The 17,751-nt window shown below is 56.8% G+C and carries 18 protein-coding genes; 6 read left to right on the forward strand and 12 right to left on the reverse strand.

The genetic code is table 11. The annotated features are described in order from the left end of the window. Positions 1–11: 11 nt before the first annotated feature. Positions 12–1,073, reverse strand: a complete 1,062-nt coding sequence (locus FIV03_RS21370) for an AraC family transcriptional regulator (protein WP_152510901.1) — start codon at positions 1,071–1,073, stop codon at positions 12–14. Between the two features lie 92 nt (positions 1,074–1,165). On the opposite strand from FIV03_RS21370, the gene FIV03_RS21375 reads away from it, so the two are divergent. The 4 genes from FIV03_RS21375 to sseA all read left to right on the forward strand — a co-directional run bounded on the left by FIV03_RS21375 (position 1,166) and on the right by sseA (position 3,804). Beyond that, a complete protein-coding gene (locus tag FIV03_RS21375) occupies positions 1,166–1,591 on the forward strand; it encodes a hypothetical protein (RefSeq protein ID WP_152510902.1) in 426 nt (141 codons plus the stop codon). Positions 1,592–1,736: 145 nt separating this feature from the next. Then, on the forward strand, positions 1,737–2,453 hold the full coding sequence (locus FIV03_RS21380) for an alanyl-tRNA editing protein (RefSeq protein WP_152510903.1): 717 nt from the start codon (positions 1,737–1,739) through the stop codon (positions 2,451–2,453). Between the two features lie 22 nt (positions 2,454–2,475). Further along, positions 2,476–2,949, forward strand: a complete 474-nt coding sequence (locus tag FIV03_RS21385; RefSeq protein ID WP_173013903.1) for a GFA family protein — start codon at positions 2,476–2,478, stop codon at positions 2,947–2,949. A 9-nt stretch (positions 2,950–2,958) separates the two neighbouring features. Continuing rightward, positions 2,959–3,804, forward strand: coding sequence for a 3-mercaptopyruvate sulfurtransferase (gene sseA / locus FIV03_RS21390; protein WP_062488852.1), 846 nt, complete (start codon positions 2,959–2,961; stop codon positions 3,802–3,804). A gap of 20 nt (positions 3,805–3,824) precedes the next feature. On the opposite strand, the gene FIV03_RS21395 is transcribed toward sseA, so the two are convergent. Next, entirely contained in the window at positions 3,825–5,165 is a 1,341-nt protein-coding gene (locus FIV03_RS21395) for a globin-coupled sensor protein (RefSeq protein ID WP_152510904.1), read from the reverse strand. Positions 5,166–5,432: 267 nt separating this feature from the next. After that, positions 5,433–6,242, reverse strand: coding sequence for an HD domain-containing protein (locus FIV03_RS21400; RefSeq protein ID WP_152510905.1), 810 nt, complete (start codon positions 6,240–6,242; stop codon positions 5,433–5,435). A gap of 72 nt (positions 6,243–6,314) precedes the next feature. Here FIV03_RS21400 and FIV03_RS21405 point away from each other — a divergent pair, with 72 nt between their 5' ends. Then, entirely contained in the window at positions 6,315–6,947 is a 633-nt protein-coding gene (locus FIV03_RS21405; protein WP_152510906.1) for a TetR/AcrR family transcriptional regulator, read from the forward strand. Here the strand turns inward: FIV03_RS21405 and FIV03_RS21410 are convergent. The 5 genes from FIV03_RS21410 to FIV03_RS21430 all read right to left on the reverse strand — a co-directional run bounded on the left by FIV03_RS21410 (position 6,930) and on the right by FIV03_RS21430 (position 12,151). After that, entirely contained in the window at positions 6,930–7,631 is a 702-nt protein-coding gene (locus tag FIV03_RS21410) for a TIGR02117 family protein (protein WP_353622178.1), read from the reverse strand. The genes FIV03_RS21405 and FIV03_RS21410 overlap by 18 nt on opposite strands. A gap of 20 nt (positions 7,632–7,651) precedes the next feature. Beyond that, a complete protein-coding gene (locus FIV03_RS21415; protein WP_022998815.1) occupies positions 7,652–8,455 on the reverse strand; it encodes an amino acid ABC transporter ATP-binding protein in 804 nt (267 codons plus the stop codon). Positions 8,456–8,524: 69 nt separating this feature from the next. Further along, positions 8,525–9,676: an amino acid ABC transporter permease gene (locus tag FIV03_RS21420; protein WP_031268584.1), complete on the reverse strand. Its 1,152-nt coding sequence runs from the start codon at positions 9,674–9,676 to the stop codon at positions 8,525–8,527. Between the two features lie 12 nt (positions 9,677–9,688). Beyond that, positions 9,689–10,903: an amino acid ABC transporter permease gene (locus FIV03_RS21425; protein WP_209009736.1), complete on the reverse strand. Its 1,215-nt coding sequence runs from the start codon at positions 10,901–10,903 to the stop codon at positions 9,689–9,691. 228 nt (positions 10,904–11,131) lie between these two features. Continuing rightward, complete coding sequence (locus tag FIV03_RS21430; protein ID WP_031268586.1) at positions 11,132–12,151, reverse strand: amino acid ABC transporter substrate-binding protein; 1,020 nt, start codon at positions 12,149–12,151, stop codon at positions 11,132–11,134. A gap of 470 nt (positions 12,152–12,621) precedes the next feature. Here FIV03_RS21430 and metC point away from each other — a divergent pair, with 470 nt between their 5' ends. Next, positions 12,622–13,800: a cystathionine beta-lyase gene (metC, locus tag FIV03_RS21435; protein WP_152510908.1), complete on the forward strand. Its 1,179-nt coding sequence runs from the start codon at positions 12,622–12,624 to the stop codon at positions 13,798–13,800. Between the two features lie 28 nt (positions 13,801–13,828). Here metC and FIV03_RS21440 read toward each other — a convergent pair whose 3' ends face one another. From FIV03_RS21440 to FIV03_RS21455, 4 genes are all read right to left on the reverse strand, one after another. After that, positions 13,829–14,143 carry a lipid-A-disaccharide synthase N-terminal domain-containing protein gene (locus FIV03_RS21440; protein WP_152510909.1) on the reverse strand — a complete coding sequence of 105 codons (315 nt, stop codon included), beginning with the start codon at positions 14,141–14,143 and terminating at the stop codon, positions 13,829–13,831. 64 nt (positions 14,144–14,207) lie between these two features. Continuing rightward, the gene (locus tag FIV03_RS21445) at positions 14,208–14,969 is read right to left on the reverse strand and encodes a glycosyltransferase family 2 protein (RefSeq protein ID WP_152510910.1); all 762 of its coding nucleotides are present in this window, start codon (positions 14,967–14,969) and stop codon (positions 14,208–14,210) included. Then, positions 14,966–15,877, reverse strand: coding sequence for a phosphatase PAP2 family protein (locus FIV03_RS21450; protein WP_152510911.1), 912 nt, complete (start codon positions 15,875–15,877; stop codon positions 14,966–14,968). Before FIV03_RS21450 ends, FIV03_RS21445 begins: the two co-directional genes overlap by 4 nt. After that, a complete protein-coding gene (locus FIV03_RS21455; RefSeq protein ID WP_152510912.1) occupies positions 15,861–17,678 on the reverse strand; it encodes a glycosyltransferase family 39 protein in 1,818 nt (605 codons plus the stop codon). The genes FIV03_RS21450 and FIV03_RS21455 overlap by 17 nt, the downstream gene beginning before the upstream one ends. Positions 17,679–17,751 lie beyond the last annotated feature (73 nt).

Consider the following 17,751-nt stretch of genomic DNA (forward strand, 5'->3'; position numbering starts at 1 on the left):
CCAAAACCAGTCTAGCGTGCCAGCAGCTCTCTCAGGCCGGCGGGGGTGACTTGGGCCATCTTGCGAAAATCCCGGCTCATATGGTGGCGATCCGAATAGGACGCCTGGTAGGCAATCTCATCGAGACAGCAGTCGCCTGACGCCATCATACGCGTCGCCTTTCGCAGACGGACGAAACGAGCGAGCCTGGCGTAGCCCAACCCCGCCTCCGATAGCCGGCGGGAAAGACTTCTCGGCGATAAACCGAGTCCCGCCGCGGTTGACGACAAGCCGGGATGCTCCCCCACTGAAAGTTCGAGACTGCCGACGACCCGCGCAAGAAGTCGGTTCGTGCCCGGCCCCTGCGGCCTGTTCAGCAGGTGGTGAAAAGACAGGCTTGAAGCAGAAGACATCATTCCGATCTCGGATTTGAACCCGGAAGCTTCTTCTGCAGGAATAATCAGGATATCGCTGTCGAAGTCCAAGTTGCCTTCGACGAATTTGCCAAACCGATAGATCGGCCGGGAAGCAGTGCCGCGGCTAACCGCCCAGATGTCCTGAATGTGTATCCCTGCGCTTTCAAGCGTTCCGGTCGCGACACCGGCCAGCATTGCCGGTCCGAATGGTTTCTGGTTCGCGGGACGAACCTTGTAGGGAGACAGGACCAGTGAATTGCGCTGGACGGCAGAAATAAAATCTTTTCCTTGACCGCTCTCGTAAAACCGAAAGGACGCCTGCAGTGCCAGGACACCCGACCATCTGTTCACCAGATCGGGCATGCTCGGCGCACTCGTCAGGAGATGACTGATCACATCGAAACCGGTTAGGCGACCCAGAGCACGCGCCAGATTGAAAACCGCTCCGCATCCTCGTGAAGCGTAGAGCATTCCGATACGGGGCAGCGGATCCCTCGCCTCAGCGCCATGCAAAACGGAATTCCCGTAAATTGCGGGAAACCGTGCCTCAGCCTGCTTCGCAAAACGCCTCAACCACCAGTTCCAATACGCCGAATAGGCTTCTCCGAGCGGCTCGTTGACACGCACGTTCTCCGCACCTTGTTGCGGCTCATTGGAAATTTTGGCGTCGATATTCACAGGTCTTCTTTCGACCGTGCTGCAGGATGAAATGTGCCCTGGAACGAAACCAAGGGTTTAGCGCAAATGCAAGCATCGAAATCGAGGGGAACATGCGCAACTTGAAATCTCAGCTACGACTTCTTGCACTGACGTCACTGGCTACACTGACGGGCAGCTTTTACGCACTGGCTGATCCGGTCAACCTGACGGCAGGCGAGATCAACGACATGATGTCGGGAAACTCCATCCATGGTTTCTTTCCCGACGGTGTGACGGAATACAAGCAGAACAACCACGCCGACGGCATCGCCGTTGTCGTGGTCAAGGGCGACAAGATCCGGAACATTCCGTGGGAAGCCGTCGAAATTAACGGGACTGGTCAATATTGCGAAGACTGGAGCGGCGATGGCTGGGGCAAACTCTGTTTCACGGTGACGCGCGAAAACCCGGCCAAGCCAATCTTCACAAATGCAAAAGGCAAGGTAAATGCACAGAACTGGTCTGAAGGTTTTGTCGATCTGAATTTCGCCGACTGAACTTGGTCCACATCATTGTTATCGCCCGCGGTCCGGCCGGATTGCGGGCGTTTGTTTTTCATGACCCCGGTTTCCGGCAAATAGGGTCTTGCACCGCATGCTGTTCGTTGGTCAATTCGACGCTATTCGTTTCAGGGAGTTCCGGATGACCACGCCTTTGTTTCGCGACGATGCCTATCTCAGAACATGTGAAGCCGAAGTGACCGGCATCAACGAGCGTGGCGGCATCGTGCTTGATAGAACGGTTTTTTACGCGACCGGTGGCGGTCAACCGGGCGACAGCGGCACATTGGAGCTGGAAGACGGCACGAAGATCGACATTGCCACCACGGTCTATGATGACGACAAGAAAACCATCGTCCATGTTCCTTCAGAAGGACAAAACCTGCCTGCCGCCGGCACAAAAGTGACCGCCCATTTGGACTGGGCAAGACGGTACCGGTTGATGCGCATGCACACGGCCTTGCATCTATTGTCCGTGGCCCTGCCCTTTCCGGTTACAGGTGGTCAAATCGGAGATCCCGAAGGACGGCTTGATTTCGATATGGGCGAAGAAACAATCGACCGGGAAGCGCTTCTGGAGAAGCTCAATGCGCTGGCTTCTGGTGATCATGAAGTAACCACGCAATGGATCACAGACGAAGAACTCGATGCCAACCCGGGTCTGGTCAAGACCATGTCCGTCAAGCCTCCCCGCGGGTCCGGCAGGGTAAGACTGGTCAGGATCGGCGACGATGTGGACTTGCAGCCTTGCGGCGGTACGCATGTAACGAGAACTTCTGAAATCGGCCTGCTTGAACTCGGCAAGATCGAAAAGAAAGGCAAGCAGAACAGGCGCGTCCGGATCCGTCTGACCGACTGACAAAGAAACGGGGGAAGTTGAAATGAAACTGTCAGGTTGCTGCCGGTGTGGTGCCGTTTCCTTCGAACTGGAAAGCAGAACCCCATACCCTTACATGCGCTGTTACTGTTCCATCTGCAGTAAGACAGGTGGCAGCGGCGGTTATGCAGTCAATCTGATGGGAGACGCCGGCAGCCTTGAGGTGTCGGGGGCGGAGACGAAGTCGGTCTACAACGCTGTCATTGATGGAAAGACCAGTCCTGCGGAACGTCATTTCTGCAAGGCTTGCGGATCTCACCTGTGGCTTTGGGATCCGCGTTGGCCTGAACTGGTGCATCCACATGCAGGAGCGGTCGATAGCCCCTTGCCAACACCGCCAGAGATTGTCCATATCATGCTGGCGTTCAAGCCTGACTGGATCGAGGTGCCGAGCGGTCCCGGACACGTTCATTTCGAGAACTATCCGGACCTCTCCATCGAGGACTGGCACAAGTCCAAAGGCTTGCTGGAGACCTAAGGAGCCGTAATGACCGACCATCCCCTCGTATCGACTCAATGGCTGGACGATCATCTCTCCTCGCCAGATCTGATTGTCATCAATGCCTGGATGCCGCCGGTCACGCATCCAGATGCTCCGCCTGTCTATCCGAACGCCCACATTCCAGGCGCCGTCTTCTTCGACGTCAACGAGGTCTGTGACAAGACCAGCGATCTGCCTCACATGCTGCCAGCTCCGCATGTGTTTTCGTCAACCATGCGGAAAATGGGGATAGGCGACGGTCAGACACTGGTGGTCTACGATGATTTCGGTTTCTATTCCGCGCCACGCGTCTGGTGGACGCTTCGCAGCATGGGCGCGGAACGAGTTTATGTTCTGGATGGTGGTTTTCCGAAGTGGCGGGCAGAAGGCCGTGCTTTTGACGACGATACGCCCCGCAGAGTTCAAAGCCACTTCTCGTCCCGTCTGAACCATGGTGCCGTTGCCGACCTCGACCAGATCCGCTCCACCATTGCAAATGGTTCGCGGCAAATACTGGATGCAAGGTCTGCCGAACGATTTGCCGGAGAAGCGCCAGAGCCGCGTGCCGGACTGAAGTCGGGTCACATGCCGACCGCGCTCAACCTGCCCTTCACCCAGCTCATCGCGGAAGACGGCACATTCTTGCAGAAGGAAGACCTTGCAAAGGCTTTTCAGGATGCTGGAGTGGATCTCGACAAGCCCGTCACGACCTCTTGCGGTTCCGGTGTAACAGCGGCGATCCTGACCCTTGGCCTTACCGTGCTCGGTGCTCGGGATCTTGCGCTTTACGACGGGTCCTGGGCGGAATGGGGAAGCCGGGACGACACGGACGTCGTCACCGGCCCAGCTTGAGAGGTCAAATAGCGCCTTGATCAGGTGCCAGTCTTCAAGGTTTCAAAGAAATCCCGGATCTCATCCGAGATAGAACTGGTGCTCGAAGACATTCTGCTGGATGCAGCCAACAGACTGTCGGCCGCCTGATCGGTGGCGGTGATTGCCTGTTCGACACCGCCAATGTTCTCATCGAGGGTCTGCGTTCCCGAAGCGACCGTCTGGATGCTGTGGGAAATTTCCTGCGTTGCAGCTCCCTGCTCTTCAATCGCCGCTGCTATCGACGACGTCATTTCATCAAGTTGCTTGACCACTTCGGAAATCGACTGGATGGAGGCAACGGCGTTGTCCGTCGAACTTTGGATTTCAGTGACTTGCTGGCTTATTTCCTCGGTGGCCTTCGCAGTCTGTTCTGCAAGGGTTTTCACTTCGCTTGCGACCACTGCAAAGCCTTTGCCGGCATCACCGGCACGGGCAGCCTCGATCGTGGCGTTCAGAGCCAGCAAATTGGTTTGTTCGGCAATCGCCTGAATGAGACCGATCACATCCCCGATTTTCTGGGCTGCACCTGCCAGGCTCGCCACCTGAAGACTTGATTGTTCTGTGCCGCCCGCCGCCTGGCTGGCAATACGGGACGCACCGGAGATCTGCTTCGAAATTTCCTGGATCGAACTGGACAGCTCTTCTGTTGCCGAGGCTACGGTCTGGACGCTGACGCTGGAGTCTTTTGAAACATTACCGGCGTTCTCGACCTGGCTTCTTGCGGTCTGCGATACGCTCGTCAAATGCTCGGCTTCACCCGCGACGCTGCGAGCACCGGCCTCAACGTCAGCCAGCGGTTGCTTGACGCTGCTCTGGAACTTTTCGATAGCCTTGTTCAACCGTTCCGTCTGCGCTGCACGCTCCAGAAGAAGCTCTTCTTCGTAGGTTGATATGGCAAGGTCCATGTCAAGGAAGACGGCCGCCGTGACATCGTTCAACAAGACGGCAAGGTTTTGAAAAGACCGTCTGTATTTACGGGTCAGATGGGCATGCAGATGGCGCAGGACATAAAGATACCCGGCAATGTACCAACGCGGTTCCAGTCCGATGCGGCAATGCACATGACCGATCTGGTTGATGCTCTGCTGGTAGCTCTGGTCGAAGCCCGACGTGAACAGCTTCTTCCAATGGCCCTTTTGCGCTGAAACAAGTCGAGACTGATGCGACCCGACGAGTGCAGCCAGATTTGGCTGGGTGTTGATGTGAACGTAAAAACCCGCCAGCACATCGTCCAACACGGGCTCGATTACTGGCCATAGCTTTCTGAGATTTTCGATTGTGGAATGATCAATTTGGGCGAATTTCAAACGGGATTGGAAGTCGTATTCCTGATCGCTCATGGCAGGTCACCTTGATAAAAACTGACCATACGTCATCCGACAATTCTAAATAAACCATAAATTGTATTTCTACGTACGACATAGTGACAATGGCGGGTTGAGCCACAACGATAACGGAATAGGAATAATTACCAATCCCCCCGGTTTTTGGCCGTTTTTTAGGCAATAAAAATGCGACAGCCGATTCTTTCCGATGGGAGCAGCAAACACAACCTGAAAACACAGACACCGATACTTTCGTCGTATTCCGGTTGTCCAAAACAAGGATCACTCACCCGGCTGGGGTCTTGCCTTCATCCCCTCCGGTTTCTTGCGTGAAGGCTCCAGACTGATCAGAAAGTCGGCACGTGTGCCAGCAAGATGATGGCCTGGCCAGATTTCCAGAGCATCGTTCAGTTTCCCTTTCGGGTATCGAGCGAAGATGTCCTTGCGAACCTTCTGCGCAATCCTGCGCTGCCCCATTCCGAACACGTCACACATTGCTCCGCGCGAAACAAGATGTGCTTCTGCACCATATCTCCTGGCAGACACATACCCGTTAAGATGCAGTCCGATGGCATCGGCAATCCGATGTACCTTTGCCCGGTCATGCCCCTGGCCGACAAGGTGGTGCTTGCAGCGTTCCGCGCCATGAACCACGAAACAGCAATCCCGCGGCTCACTGGTCCGGCCTGACGCCAGGCCTACGTCATGCAATATGGCAGCACAGAAGAGGATTTCCTTGTCGACAGTGAGCTTACGATAGCCACCTATCAACAGGCCGAAATAATAGGTGCGCCAACTGTGCCGCATCAGGTCCAAATTCTGGACTTCGTCGGCAAAGTCGAGTGCGTCCCGGACCAATGCGGTCTCCGGTGGCTGCAGTCCTTCAAGGTCTGCACCGAAGCTGTTGATCAGGCTCAGTTTTCCTCTGAAAGCATCCAGCGCTTCAAGCATCCCCATACGGCCAAGATTTGTAAGCACCTTCAGCTTTTCAGTTCTTGTCAGTCGCCCATTGCTGAACTGACCAGGCCTTTTTCCCCAAGCCACCGTCCCCATGTCTGCAGTGTTTTCCGGCATCTCCCAAAACGTCTCCATTGATTGCTCCATTTTATGTACCGTATCGCATAAAAATAGACATGTCGATATTTATGTGCGAATTGGTATAAAATGAAATCCGAAAGCAAACGCGGCCGTCCGCGCAAATTCGATGAAGACATTACGCTCGACCGCATCATGCTGGTGTTCTGGCAGCACGGCTATGCTGCTACCAGTCTCGACCAGATAGCAGAAGCAACAGGCCTGAACAGACCCAGCCTCTACGCCGCATTCGGCAGCAAGAAAGACATGTATCTGAAGGTGATTTCACGGTTCGCGGACCAGATGCAAGCCCTCCTGAAGGCGGCAGGACTGACAAAAACAGGGCTGAAACCCCGGCTCAAGGCCATCATGGCAGCTGCTATCGATCTTTATTGCGGCAGGTCGACATTTGGCGATGCGGCCTATGGTTGCCTGGCCATCTCCACACTGACGACTGAAGCTGCTGATGATCCTGACTTCAGATCAATGCTGGCGCATGTCGTTGAACGAATGGATCGAGGGTTCGCAGGATTGATTTACGCGGAGATGAAAGATGCAGTTCCGGAAGCAAGCGTCCAGTTCGCGGCCCAGCATCTGTCTTTGATGCTGCACGGTCTTTCGGTTCGCGCCCGGGCTGGGGAATCTCGCGATGTCCTGGTGGAACTGGCAGAGGCCGCTGTTGACCGGCTTGTACCGGACGCTGCTTCAGCGCCCGTTATGTAGATCCAGCGACCAGTCAAGTGTCAGAGGCAGCGGCGTCCACATGCCGGTCTTCACCCCTGCCCGCCTCAACATGTCGGCCGTCCAGGTGTTGCAGCCCATCATCGCATTGAAGCCGCCAACTGCCGGAAAGAAAATGTCGTGTGCGTCGTACGCCACTCCGGGAATTGCCGACGGAGGCGCTGTGCCATCTGACTGGAAACTGGTCCTGATATCATTGACCAGCTCACCAAATTCCAGTTGGCTCAATTCGACTACGCGGACGCTTTCCTGCTCAATCGGAATATCGCCAGTGCGACGGACATGCATGACCGAAGCATCCCAGGTCAACGCGTCTATTACCGGCCCCGGTTTCAAATCGCCCCACGTTGGCGTTTCGATATAGAAGGACCGCCCGCCCCACCCGAAAGCAATCCAGAAAACACCCGGATAATCCAGCTCCAGCCCGCCATCCGATACGAATCCGAACGCCTCCAGCACGTCCGGATCAGCCGGGAGGGCGATATCAGTATGGATGGGATTGTTGAGTATCAGAATGCGCCGTTTATCTGCTGAACTTTGCGCAACTTCCATAACCGGGTTGGAAACGAACAAAGGCCTCGGAACGAGTGCTCCGAGGCCCAGTGCTACAACAGCAGTGAAGACAACAAGGCAAATTCCAATCAGGAACCTGCGCAGCAGTTTCATCATCCGCAGTCTTTAGCCGATCAGTGGTGCAGGATCTGGCTCAGGAAAAGCTTCGTACGTTCATGCTGCGGATTGGTGAAGAACTCTTCCGGCTCGTTCTGCTCCACGATCTGCCCCGCATCCATGAAGATAACGCGGTTTGCAACCTTGCGCGCAAAGCCCATTTCGTGAGTGACGCACAGCATGGTCATGCCTTCTTCGGCAAGTCCGACCATCACGTCCAGAACTTCCTTGATCATTTCCGGGTCGAGTGCCGAGGTCGGCTCATCGAACAGCATGATTTTCGGGTTCATGCACAAGGACCGTGCAATAGCAACGCGCTGCTGCTGCCCACCGGACAGCTGCCCCGGATATTTGTTCGCCTGCTCCGGGATCTTGACGCGCTCGAGATAGTGCATCGCGATGTCTTCGGCTTCCTTCTTGGGCATCTTGCGAACCCAGATCGGAGCCAGAGTGCAGTTCTCCAGGATCGTCAGATGCGGGAACAGGTTGAAGTGCTGGAAGCACATGCCGACTTCGCGGCGGATTTCGTCGATCTTTTTCAGATCGTCCGTCAACTCGATGCCATCAACAAGGATCTGTCCCGCCTGATGTTCTTCCAGACGGTTGATACAACGGATCATCGTGGATTTGCCGGAACCTGACGGTCCGCAGATAACGATACGTTCGCCGCGCATGACCTTCAGGTTGATGTCGCGCAGAACGTGGAAATCCCCGTACCACTTGTTCATGTTCTTGATTTCAATAGCCACGTCCGTATCGGAGATGGTCATTCTGGAACGGTCGGCTGCGAGTTCCTCGTCGCGTACAGCGTTTTCAGACATAGTTTTTAACTCCAAGAGTGTCCTGTGGCCGGGGCGCTGCGGTTCATCGCGCGCCCCGGAAGCGGTTTGCTAGCGTTTGTGTCCTGTATGAAGCTTCTTCTCCATGAATATGGAGTAGCGCGACATGCCGAAGCAGAAGGTCCAGAACACCACTGCAGCGAACAGGTAACCCGTGTGACCGGTGCTGGGCGTCGACCATGTCGGATCCGTGAAGGACGACTGGATCTGGCCGAGAAGGTCGAACATGCCGACGATCAGAACCAGAGTCGTATCCTTGAACAATCCGATGAAGGTGTTGACGATCCCGGGGATCACGAGCTTCAGAGCCTGTGGCAAAATGATGAGATACATCATCGGCCAGAACCGGAGCCCGAGCGCCATGGCACCTTCATATTGCCCCTTCGGAATGGCCTGCAGGCCACCGCGGACCACTTCTGCCATATAGGCGGCAGAGAACAGGGTCACGCCGATCAGCACGCGCAGCAGCTTGTCGAAGGTCACGCCTTCCGGCAGGAACAACGGCAGCATCACCGACGACATGAACAGAACCGTGATCAGCGGAACACCGCGCCAGAACTCGATGAAGATAACCGAGACAAGCTTGATGATCGGCATTCTTGATCGACGTCCAAGCGCCAGCGCGATACCGAGCGGTAGCGAGGCCACAATACCCGTGACCGCGATGACAAGCGTGACAAGCAGACCGCCCCAAACCGCTGTTTCAACGATCGGCAGGATGACCGCATCTCCGATGACCAGGCCGGTCAGCAGGAAGTATGCGATGATCGGGAAGACGACCAGAAACAGGATTGCGTTGATTTTCTTGAACGGCGCGCTGGGGATTGCCAGCGGCACGAGCAACACCGCGAACAGGAAATAGACGATGTTCACCCGCCAGATTTCCTCGGTCGGATACCGGCCATAGATGAACTGCGGGAAGTACGCTTCCACGTAAGCCCAGCAGGCACCGCTATGGCCGCCGTCCTGCGGCAGACACGCCTCGCGATTGTCGCCGCTCCAGACAGCATCGATAAATGCGAACTGGATCAAAGGCGCGATAAGTGAGTAGGCGATCAGAATGCCGATCACAGTCAGAACGGTGTTGCCGATGGACGAAAACAGGTTCTGACGCATCCAGCCGATGACGCCGGTGGTCGAGATCGGCGCCGGCAGTCGCGGCGCCTCCTCGGTTCTGATTTGGAACATATCAGTGTTAGCCATTTTGCGCGCTCCTTACCGTTCCACGAGCGCCATGCGCTGGTTGTACCAGTTCATGAAGGCCGATGTGATGAGGCTGAGCGACAGATAGACAACCATCCATATACCGATGATTTCAATCGCCTGGCCGGTCTGGTTGAGCACCGTTCCACCCATCGAGACGAGGTCCGGATAGGCAATGGCAACTGCCAGTGAAGAATTCTTGGTAAGGTTCAGGTACTGACTCGTCAGCGGCGGAATGATCACGCGCATCGCCTGGGGAATGACCACCAGTCTCAACGTCGGTCCGTTCCTCAGACCAAGAGCATGCGCTGCTTCGGTCTGACCGTGGCTCACTGCCTGAATACCGGCACGTACGATCTCAGCGATGAACGATGCGGTATAGATTGCCAGGGCTGCGGTAAGAGCCAGGAATTCAGGAATAATATTGATCCCGACATTGAGTTCGAACCCCTGACGCAGGATTGGCCCGGTTTCGACGAAGTTCGGATGTTCAAGAGTGATCGGCATGCCGGTTGCAAAGTACGTCAGCAAAGGCAGGCCAATAATAAGTCCGACCCCCGTCAGGAATGACGGGAACGGTTGCCCTGTGGCCTCCTGACGCTTGCGCGCCCAACGTGCCACGAGGAACGCTACTGCTATCCCGATCAGGAACGCGTAGCCGATCCATTCCGATCCGGTGCCCATGATGGGTTTGGGAAGCCGAAGACCGCCAATGTTCAGGTGGAATGTGTCGAACAACGACCATTTTTCACGCTTGCCGGGGATCGATCGCAGCACCGCGAAGTACCAGAAAAAGATCTGCAGCAGCAGCGGGATATTACGGACCAGCTCAACGTAGCAATACGCCAGACGGCTGATGACCCAGTTGTTCGACAAGCGGGCGATACCGATGATGAACCCAAAGATCGTGGCGAAGAAGATACCTACGCCCGCCACAAGCAGAGTGTTCAGGAAGCCGACATAGATCGCTCTTCCGTAACTTGATGTCTCAGAGTAGGAAACCAGTGACTGGTTGGTTCCAAACCCGGCTGTATTTTCTAGAAAGCCCCAACCGGAGGCGATGTTCTGCCTTTCCAGGTTGGCTATCGTGTTCGAAACGATGACATATCCCAAAGTCACCAGCGCGACGACCAGCAGCAGCTGGTAAAAGATGCCGCGCGCTTTGGGATCGTTCAACAGCGAAGCACGCGCCGGCGCCCCCGCCGAGTCCTGCTCCATTACTGACATAGAACCTCGCCCAAGTTTTCACGAAAGAGCCCGGCACGCAGCCTCTCCTCAATCGTGTCTGACCTGCTTCCCTGGCCGAACTTCGTCGGCACTCCCCTATCGACGGAAGCAGTCTGTTCCCCCACGCGGTTGCCGGGTATGTTGTCCGGTTTTTATTGCGTGGAATTTATTGAGGGTTCCGGCAGAACAACCGCCGGAACCCCTTCAATCCTCAATCAAAGAAGAGGATTAGCGGACCGGCGGTGCGTACATGAAGCCGCCGTCGTTCCACAGAGCGTTTACGCCACGGGAGATGCCGAGCGGAGTGTCCGGACCAACGTTGGCGTTGAAGGACTCTTCGTAGTTACCGACGTTTTTGATGATCGCATAGGCCCAGTCGTTCGGCAGGCCGATAGCTTCACCAAACGCGCCCTCAACGCCCAGAAGACGCTTGATGGACGGGTTGTCGGAAGACTTCATCTCGTCAACGTTTTCAGAGGTCACGCCGAGCTCTTCTGCGTTGAGCATCGCGTTCAGCGTCCACTTTGCAATGTTGAACCACTCATCGTCGCCCTGACGGACAACCGGACCCAGAGGCTCCTTGGAGATGATTTCCGGCAGGACCATGTGGTCGCCCGGGTTGGTCAGCTTCAGGCGCTGTGCGTACAGGCCGGATGCGTCAGTGGTGTAAACGTCGCAACGGCCGGCGTCGTATGCAGCCACAACTTCGTCGGCCTTTTCGAAGGCGACGATTTCGTACGGCATGTTGTTGGCGCGGAAGTAGTCGGCAACGTTAAGCTCAGTGGTCGTACCGGTGTTGGTGCAGACCGAAGCGCCGGACAGTTCCAGTGCGGAGGTCACGCCAAGGTCCTTGCGAACCATGAAGCCCTGACCGTCATAGTAGTTCACACCAGCAAAGTTCAGACCCAGCTGAGTGTCGCGGGACATGGTCCAGGTGGTATTGCGGGACAGAACATCAACTTCGCCGGACTGAAGCGCGGTGAAACGCTCTTTAGCGGACAGCGGAGTGTATTTCACAGCGGACGCATCGCCGAACACTGCTGCAGCCATAGCGCGGCAGTAGTCAACGTCGATACCGGTCCAGTTCCCCTGAGCATCCGGGTTCGAGAAACCCGGCAGACCCTGACTCACGCCACACTGAATGAAGCCCTTTGCCTTGACGTCTTCCAGCGTCGTTGCACCAGCAGCCGTCGTCGCGGCGACTCCCATAGCAGCGCCGATTACGAGCGGAAGGAATTTATTGGACATGGATATGCAGCCTTTATTTGTTACCCATACTTTTATTATGCCGGGTTTGTTCGAAAGACATCTTCTCCGTCTCTTGTAACCGGACGGATGCCAGCCTTGACGGCTGCTTCCTCCAGATATCTTTCGTCCCACCCAACGGTTCCATACGATGGCATTTAGCTGTTCGGGTCAAGTACTTGCTGCAGATATCTCGTCAAATTTCTCGAGCCATCCGCCATTTGCCATCAGGTTGGATGCACAAACAGCGAACATGTCTAAATCGAATTCATTCAATGCCTAAAAAGGGTTCAATGCATTTAGCGGAGACCTTGCGAAGGTTAACGCTAATCGAAAAATTCTCCACACAAAGACCCGAGGACAGCACGTGAAATCGCGGTTGCGACCATGACGCGAATGACTAAAGTGAGCGCTCGGCACCCGGCAGCTCAATGTCGCGCCGCCTCACACAAAACACACACCCAAGAGCCTTCATGTCTTCCACCAATTCCAAGCCGCCGTTGAGGCAGGATACCAAACTGGCGCATGCAGGGCGCGACCCGCTTGCATTTCACGGTTTCGTCAATCCGCCTGTCGTGCATGCTTCGACTGTTCTCTACCCCGACACCAAAACCATGGTGACGGGCGCCCAGACCTATTCCTACGCCCGTAGAGGCAACCCGACCACGAACTCCCTTGAAGATGCCATGAAGGAGATCGAAGGGGCAGCCGGGGTCAAGATCGCGAATTCGGGCTTGAATGCCATTGCATTGGCCATCCTGTCCTGCGTGAAATCCGGTGACCACATCCTGATTGTCGATACGGCTTACGGACCGACTCGCCATTTCGCCGACACCGTTCTGCCAGGCATCGGGGTTTCCGTGACCTTCTACGATCCGAAGATCGGCGCCGACATCAAGTCACTGTTTCAGGAAAACACGACAGCCGTTTTCACCGAAGCACCCGGCTCCCTCACTTTCGAGATGCAGGATGTTCCGGCGATTGCCGCCGAGGCCCGTGCCATCGGCGCGACCGTTCTGATGGACAATACCTGGGCGAGCCCGATTTACTGCCAGCCACTGTCCATGGGAGTCGATCTGTCGATCCAGGCGGGCACCAAATATCTTGTCGGACATTCCGACGCCATGCTTGGTACGGTCGCTGCCAGCGAACGCGCCTGGGAAAAACTGGATGCGTTCTGTGGTGCCATGGGCTGCCACGTCGCGCCGGATGACATCTACCTCGGCCTGCGCGGTCTCAGAACTCTGTCCGTGCGCCTTGAACGGCACCAGCGCAACACGCTAGCCGTGCTTGGCTGGCTGAAGGACCAGCCCAACATCGAACGCATCCGCTATCCGGGCCTTGAAACGGACCCTGGTCATGCTCTTTGGAAACGTGATTTTTCGGGAGCCTCGGGCCTGTGCGCCTTCGACTTCAGTGAAAGCACGACACAGGAACAGGCCTACGCCTTCCTGGATGCGCTCACGCTTTATGGTCTCGGGTATTCTTGGGGTGGTTTTGAAAGCCTTGCCATTCCGGTTCGCCTCAAGGGCGGCCGCACGGCAACCCCGGTAAACCTGGATCGCCAGTCGGTTCGCCTCCACATCGGCCTGGAAGACCCGGAAGATCTGATTGCCGATCTGGATCAGGCTCTGACGACGGCATTCGGCTGACGGACTGCAGGGCGAATGGCGGAACCACTCAAATCGTCGGGTCGTTCCGCTTTTCCCTGAAGATCAGCCACAGGTTCCGGAAATAGATAAGCAGACCCAGTCCCTGACCGGCGATGAAGACCGGGTCCTGCCGTTGAACAGCGTAGATCAACAGCAGCGACCCGCCTGCAATGGAAAAGAACCAGAACGCGACCGGCACGATTGAGCGGCCAACGCGCTCGGATGCGATCCATTGAATGACGAAGCGCATCATGAACATGGCCTGGGCAAAGAAACCCAGAATGATCCAGAAATCGAATTGCGCGATGAAAACCGCATGGATCCAATCGTAAAGAGCGCTCATGTCTCAGGTCCAGTCAGTGTTTTTGAAAGGTCGGCGGGCTTCTCCACCCGGATTGGGGCATTAATCAGGTCAGCGGCCGGACATCCGGAATTTTTTTACGGCGGCGGCGCAGCCACCACACTCCGAACAGATCCAGCACACCGACCAGCGCCCTGTCAAAGATCCCGTATTTAGACGTTCCATGTCGCCGCTGCCGGTCCTGAACGTCGATATGGGTGACACCGTAACCCTCGCGGATCACGAGTGCGGGCAAGAACCGGTGCCAGCTGTCGAAGTACGGCAGTTGCAGGAACACTTCCCGGCGCAGGGCCTTCAGGCCACAACCACTGTCACGAGTATTATCCCGCAGGATCGCGCCGCGCAGCTTGTTGGCAAACTTCGACGCATAGCGCTTGGCCAGGCTGGCCTTGCGGCCAAGCCTTTGCCCCGCGGCCAGAGCAACTGCCGGGCCGGCAGCGTCGAGCGCGTCCAGAAGTGCCGGTATATAGGCGGGGTTGTTTTCGCCATCTCCGTCTATGGTCGCGACGACGTCGCCCCTTGCATTCAAAAGACCAGTACGCACCGCGCAGCTCTGGCCACAAGACTTCTCGTGCCTGATCGGCCGCAGCCAGTCATGTGTTGCCGCGTAATCCTGCAACACGATATCCGTACCGTCGGACGAGCCATCGTCAATGACGATGACCTCGAAACGCCTGCCTTGCAATGCTGCCTCGATTTCATCCAGCAGGATGGGCAGGTTTTCCGCTTCGTCCTTTGCGGGAACCACGACCGTGACAGCGAGCGCGCCCTTGCTGGCCGCAACAGCTTCCAGATAGCTTTGTGTCATGCGCTTGTCCGTTCTGTCGTGTCTGCGGCAGGGGCCTCGGCCTCTACCCGGTCAGCGCCGCGCTGGCCGCGCAGAACCTGCCAGACAGCCCGCACACAGGCCTTGGCAGACAGGACATTCATGTTGGGTACAATCTTTCCGGAGGAAGACAGGTGAAAGCCGATCCGCCGCCGGGCCATGGCACGAACCGTGAAAAAGGTGAACGTCATCCCCAATAGCGTGCCTGCGATGACGTCGCTGGGATAATGCGCCCCGACCATGACGCGGCTGAACGCAAGCCAAAAGCCCGCAACAATTATCAGCCACCGGTAGGCCGGGAAAATAAAGGCCAGCGCAGTTGCAAGCGCAGCGACAGTGGTCGAATGACCAGAGGGGAAACTGGTGAAGGTGCCGTCGAAGGCCAGAAAGTCGAAGCGGACGGGACCAACTTCCTCGTAAAGCTTGGGACGCGCCCGGCCGAGCGACCACTTGAATGCAATGGCCAGAAGCCCCGTCGCGGCGACTGAATAAAAGATGAAGGCCGCATAAGTGAACATGGCGCCGATTGCCATGCGCAAGCGGAATGCGTAGCGCCCGGCATCGAGCGCCAGCAGAAACAGGCAGCAAAGACCGGTAGAAACGAGGATCCAGTCGGCCTTGCCGATATCGGTAAAGGTTCGGAAGGCTGCCCGATATTCGCCCGGGAGCGAGCGCAGCCACGGATAGGTCGGCACATCGAACGCAACGACCGCAATGCCAACCGTCAACAAGAGGACTGCAAGGATATCCTGCGGCCGCTGCCCGGGTGGAAGCGGATCCCTGTTGTGGCGCGCACGTTCCCTGCGACCGGAAAACAGTATTGCAGCCCGCCGAGAATTCCCGCGCATGCGCGCCAGAACATGCCAGACAAATTTACTGCTGTTGCTCATTGCCGTCTTCTGAAACCGTCGTCGGCACGGACTTCTCATATAGCCCGATATCGACATCGTCCCCGCCGTTGATATTGAGGCCGTCTACCCTTTTTACAGCCTCCGGCACAAGACCAATCTCTTTTGCGGCGGCCAAAAACGCGGCTTCTTCCCGGCTTTCTATTGCCGCGATACGGCAGGTAGCTGGATTCGCTGCTTCATCAGCAGCAAGAAATGCGGCGGCATCCTGGGCGGAAACGATCTTTGTCGTCGTGCCTTCCAGGAATATGAAACTGGGTTCGTGAAAGCCGGTGGTCACGACCAGACGGTTCGACTTGTCTGCGCAACCGGGGATTTCGTCCATGGCTGCGACAAGGCGTGGACTGACCCAGATCGGCGTAAGAGCTGGGCCGACAAAGCCCCAAAACCCGATACTGACGCAGATCGCCGTCAGGCAGATGGCGGGGAAAGCATAGAGTGCCGGTCCACGCAAAACCCGGGATGCTGCTGCAATCGCAAAAACAGCTCCCACTGCAAGCAGAACGGCTCCTGGAGGTGACGGCCAGACACCCAGAGCAAAAGGACCGGCAAACGCGGCGACAGCCAACCCCAACGCAGGCACGGCCAGCAACACTGCTGCCACCCAACGCAGCCACGTTCTTGTCGTGGCGCCAGCCCCTTCCATCAGCGCAGCAGCAACAGGTAGCGCGAGCGCAGGCAGCAGCGGCATCGTGTAATGCGGAAGCTTTGTTGCAACCAGTTCAAACACGATCCAGCTTGGGACGAACCAGGCGACGGCAAACGTCACCAGTGGACTTTTTCGTTCATGCCAGATGAGCGGCAAAGCAATCACGAAGAATGCAGGCAAAGGCCAGAATATGCCGAACATCGCCCCGAGATGGGTAAGCGGGGGTGCACCATGACCTTCCTGCCCCTGCCCGACCTTGCCAAGGAGATCCTTGCCGATGGCTTCGGTGAAGAACGTTCCGTCCGTCGCGATCCAGATTGCCACGAACCAGGGCGAGACGAGCAGCACGAACCATAGCAGACCCGCGACTGGCGCTGTTCCCTTGAACCATGCAGCTTTCCGTTTCATGGCCATGAGACCAACAACCGTAAGGCCAATCACCATGGGCCCAACCGGCCCCTTGATGAGGACACTGCCCGCGAGTGCAGTCCAGAACAGGAACCCAAGACCCCATAGCCGTTTGTCCGGATCCTTCAACCAGACCCGCGCCAGGGCACCTTGCGCTATTATGATCATTGCAAAAAGCGCGGCATCAGTTTTTGCCAGTCGCGCCTCGACGCCGACAATGATTGCCAGCGCCACGAAACCTGCGGCCAACAGCGCACCGGCAGGCCCCATGAATGCCCGTGCGAGCCAGAAGGTTGCCAGAACGCTGATTATCGAGGCTATGACGGAAGGCAGTCGATAAGCCCAAAGCGGTGCTTCCGCCCCCTGCCCCGTCAGCTTTACGGCAGCTGCCTGAAGCCAATAGATCCCGACTGGTTTTTTGTGACGTGCCTGATCCTGAAAACGAATGTCGATGTAATCGTTCGTTTCCAGCATCTGCTTGGTTGCCTGGGTAAAGCGCGGTTCGTCCCGGTCCAGCGGTGGTACCGTCCATTGACCTGGTACGAACAAGGCAAGCGACAGAAGCAGCAGAAGAAACGGGGCAGTGATGTCGTGGCCGAAGACATGCAACCAGACCGGCTTTCGAACCGGGGAAGCCGACGGGCTGTCCACGTTGTCCTTGCGTTCGGAATTCTCGGCTGCCTCGCCTGCCGCCTCGGGCTTCTGATCGTCGCGCGTGTCCGACATCAACTTTCTTGTCCAGTTCCTGCGTCCGGTGTCCTGCGCCCGGTGTCCTGCGTCTGGGCGGTCCGCCCCTGCC

The sequence above is a fragment of the Labrenzia sp. THAF187b genome, from assembly GCF_009363375.1.
In the GTDB taxonomy this organism is placed as follows: domain Bacteria; phylum Pseudomonadota; class Alphaproteobacteria; order Rhizobiales; family Stappiaceae; genus Roseibium; species Roseibium algicola.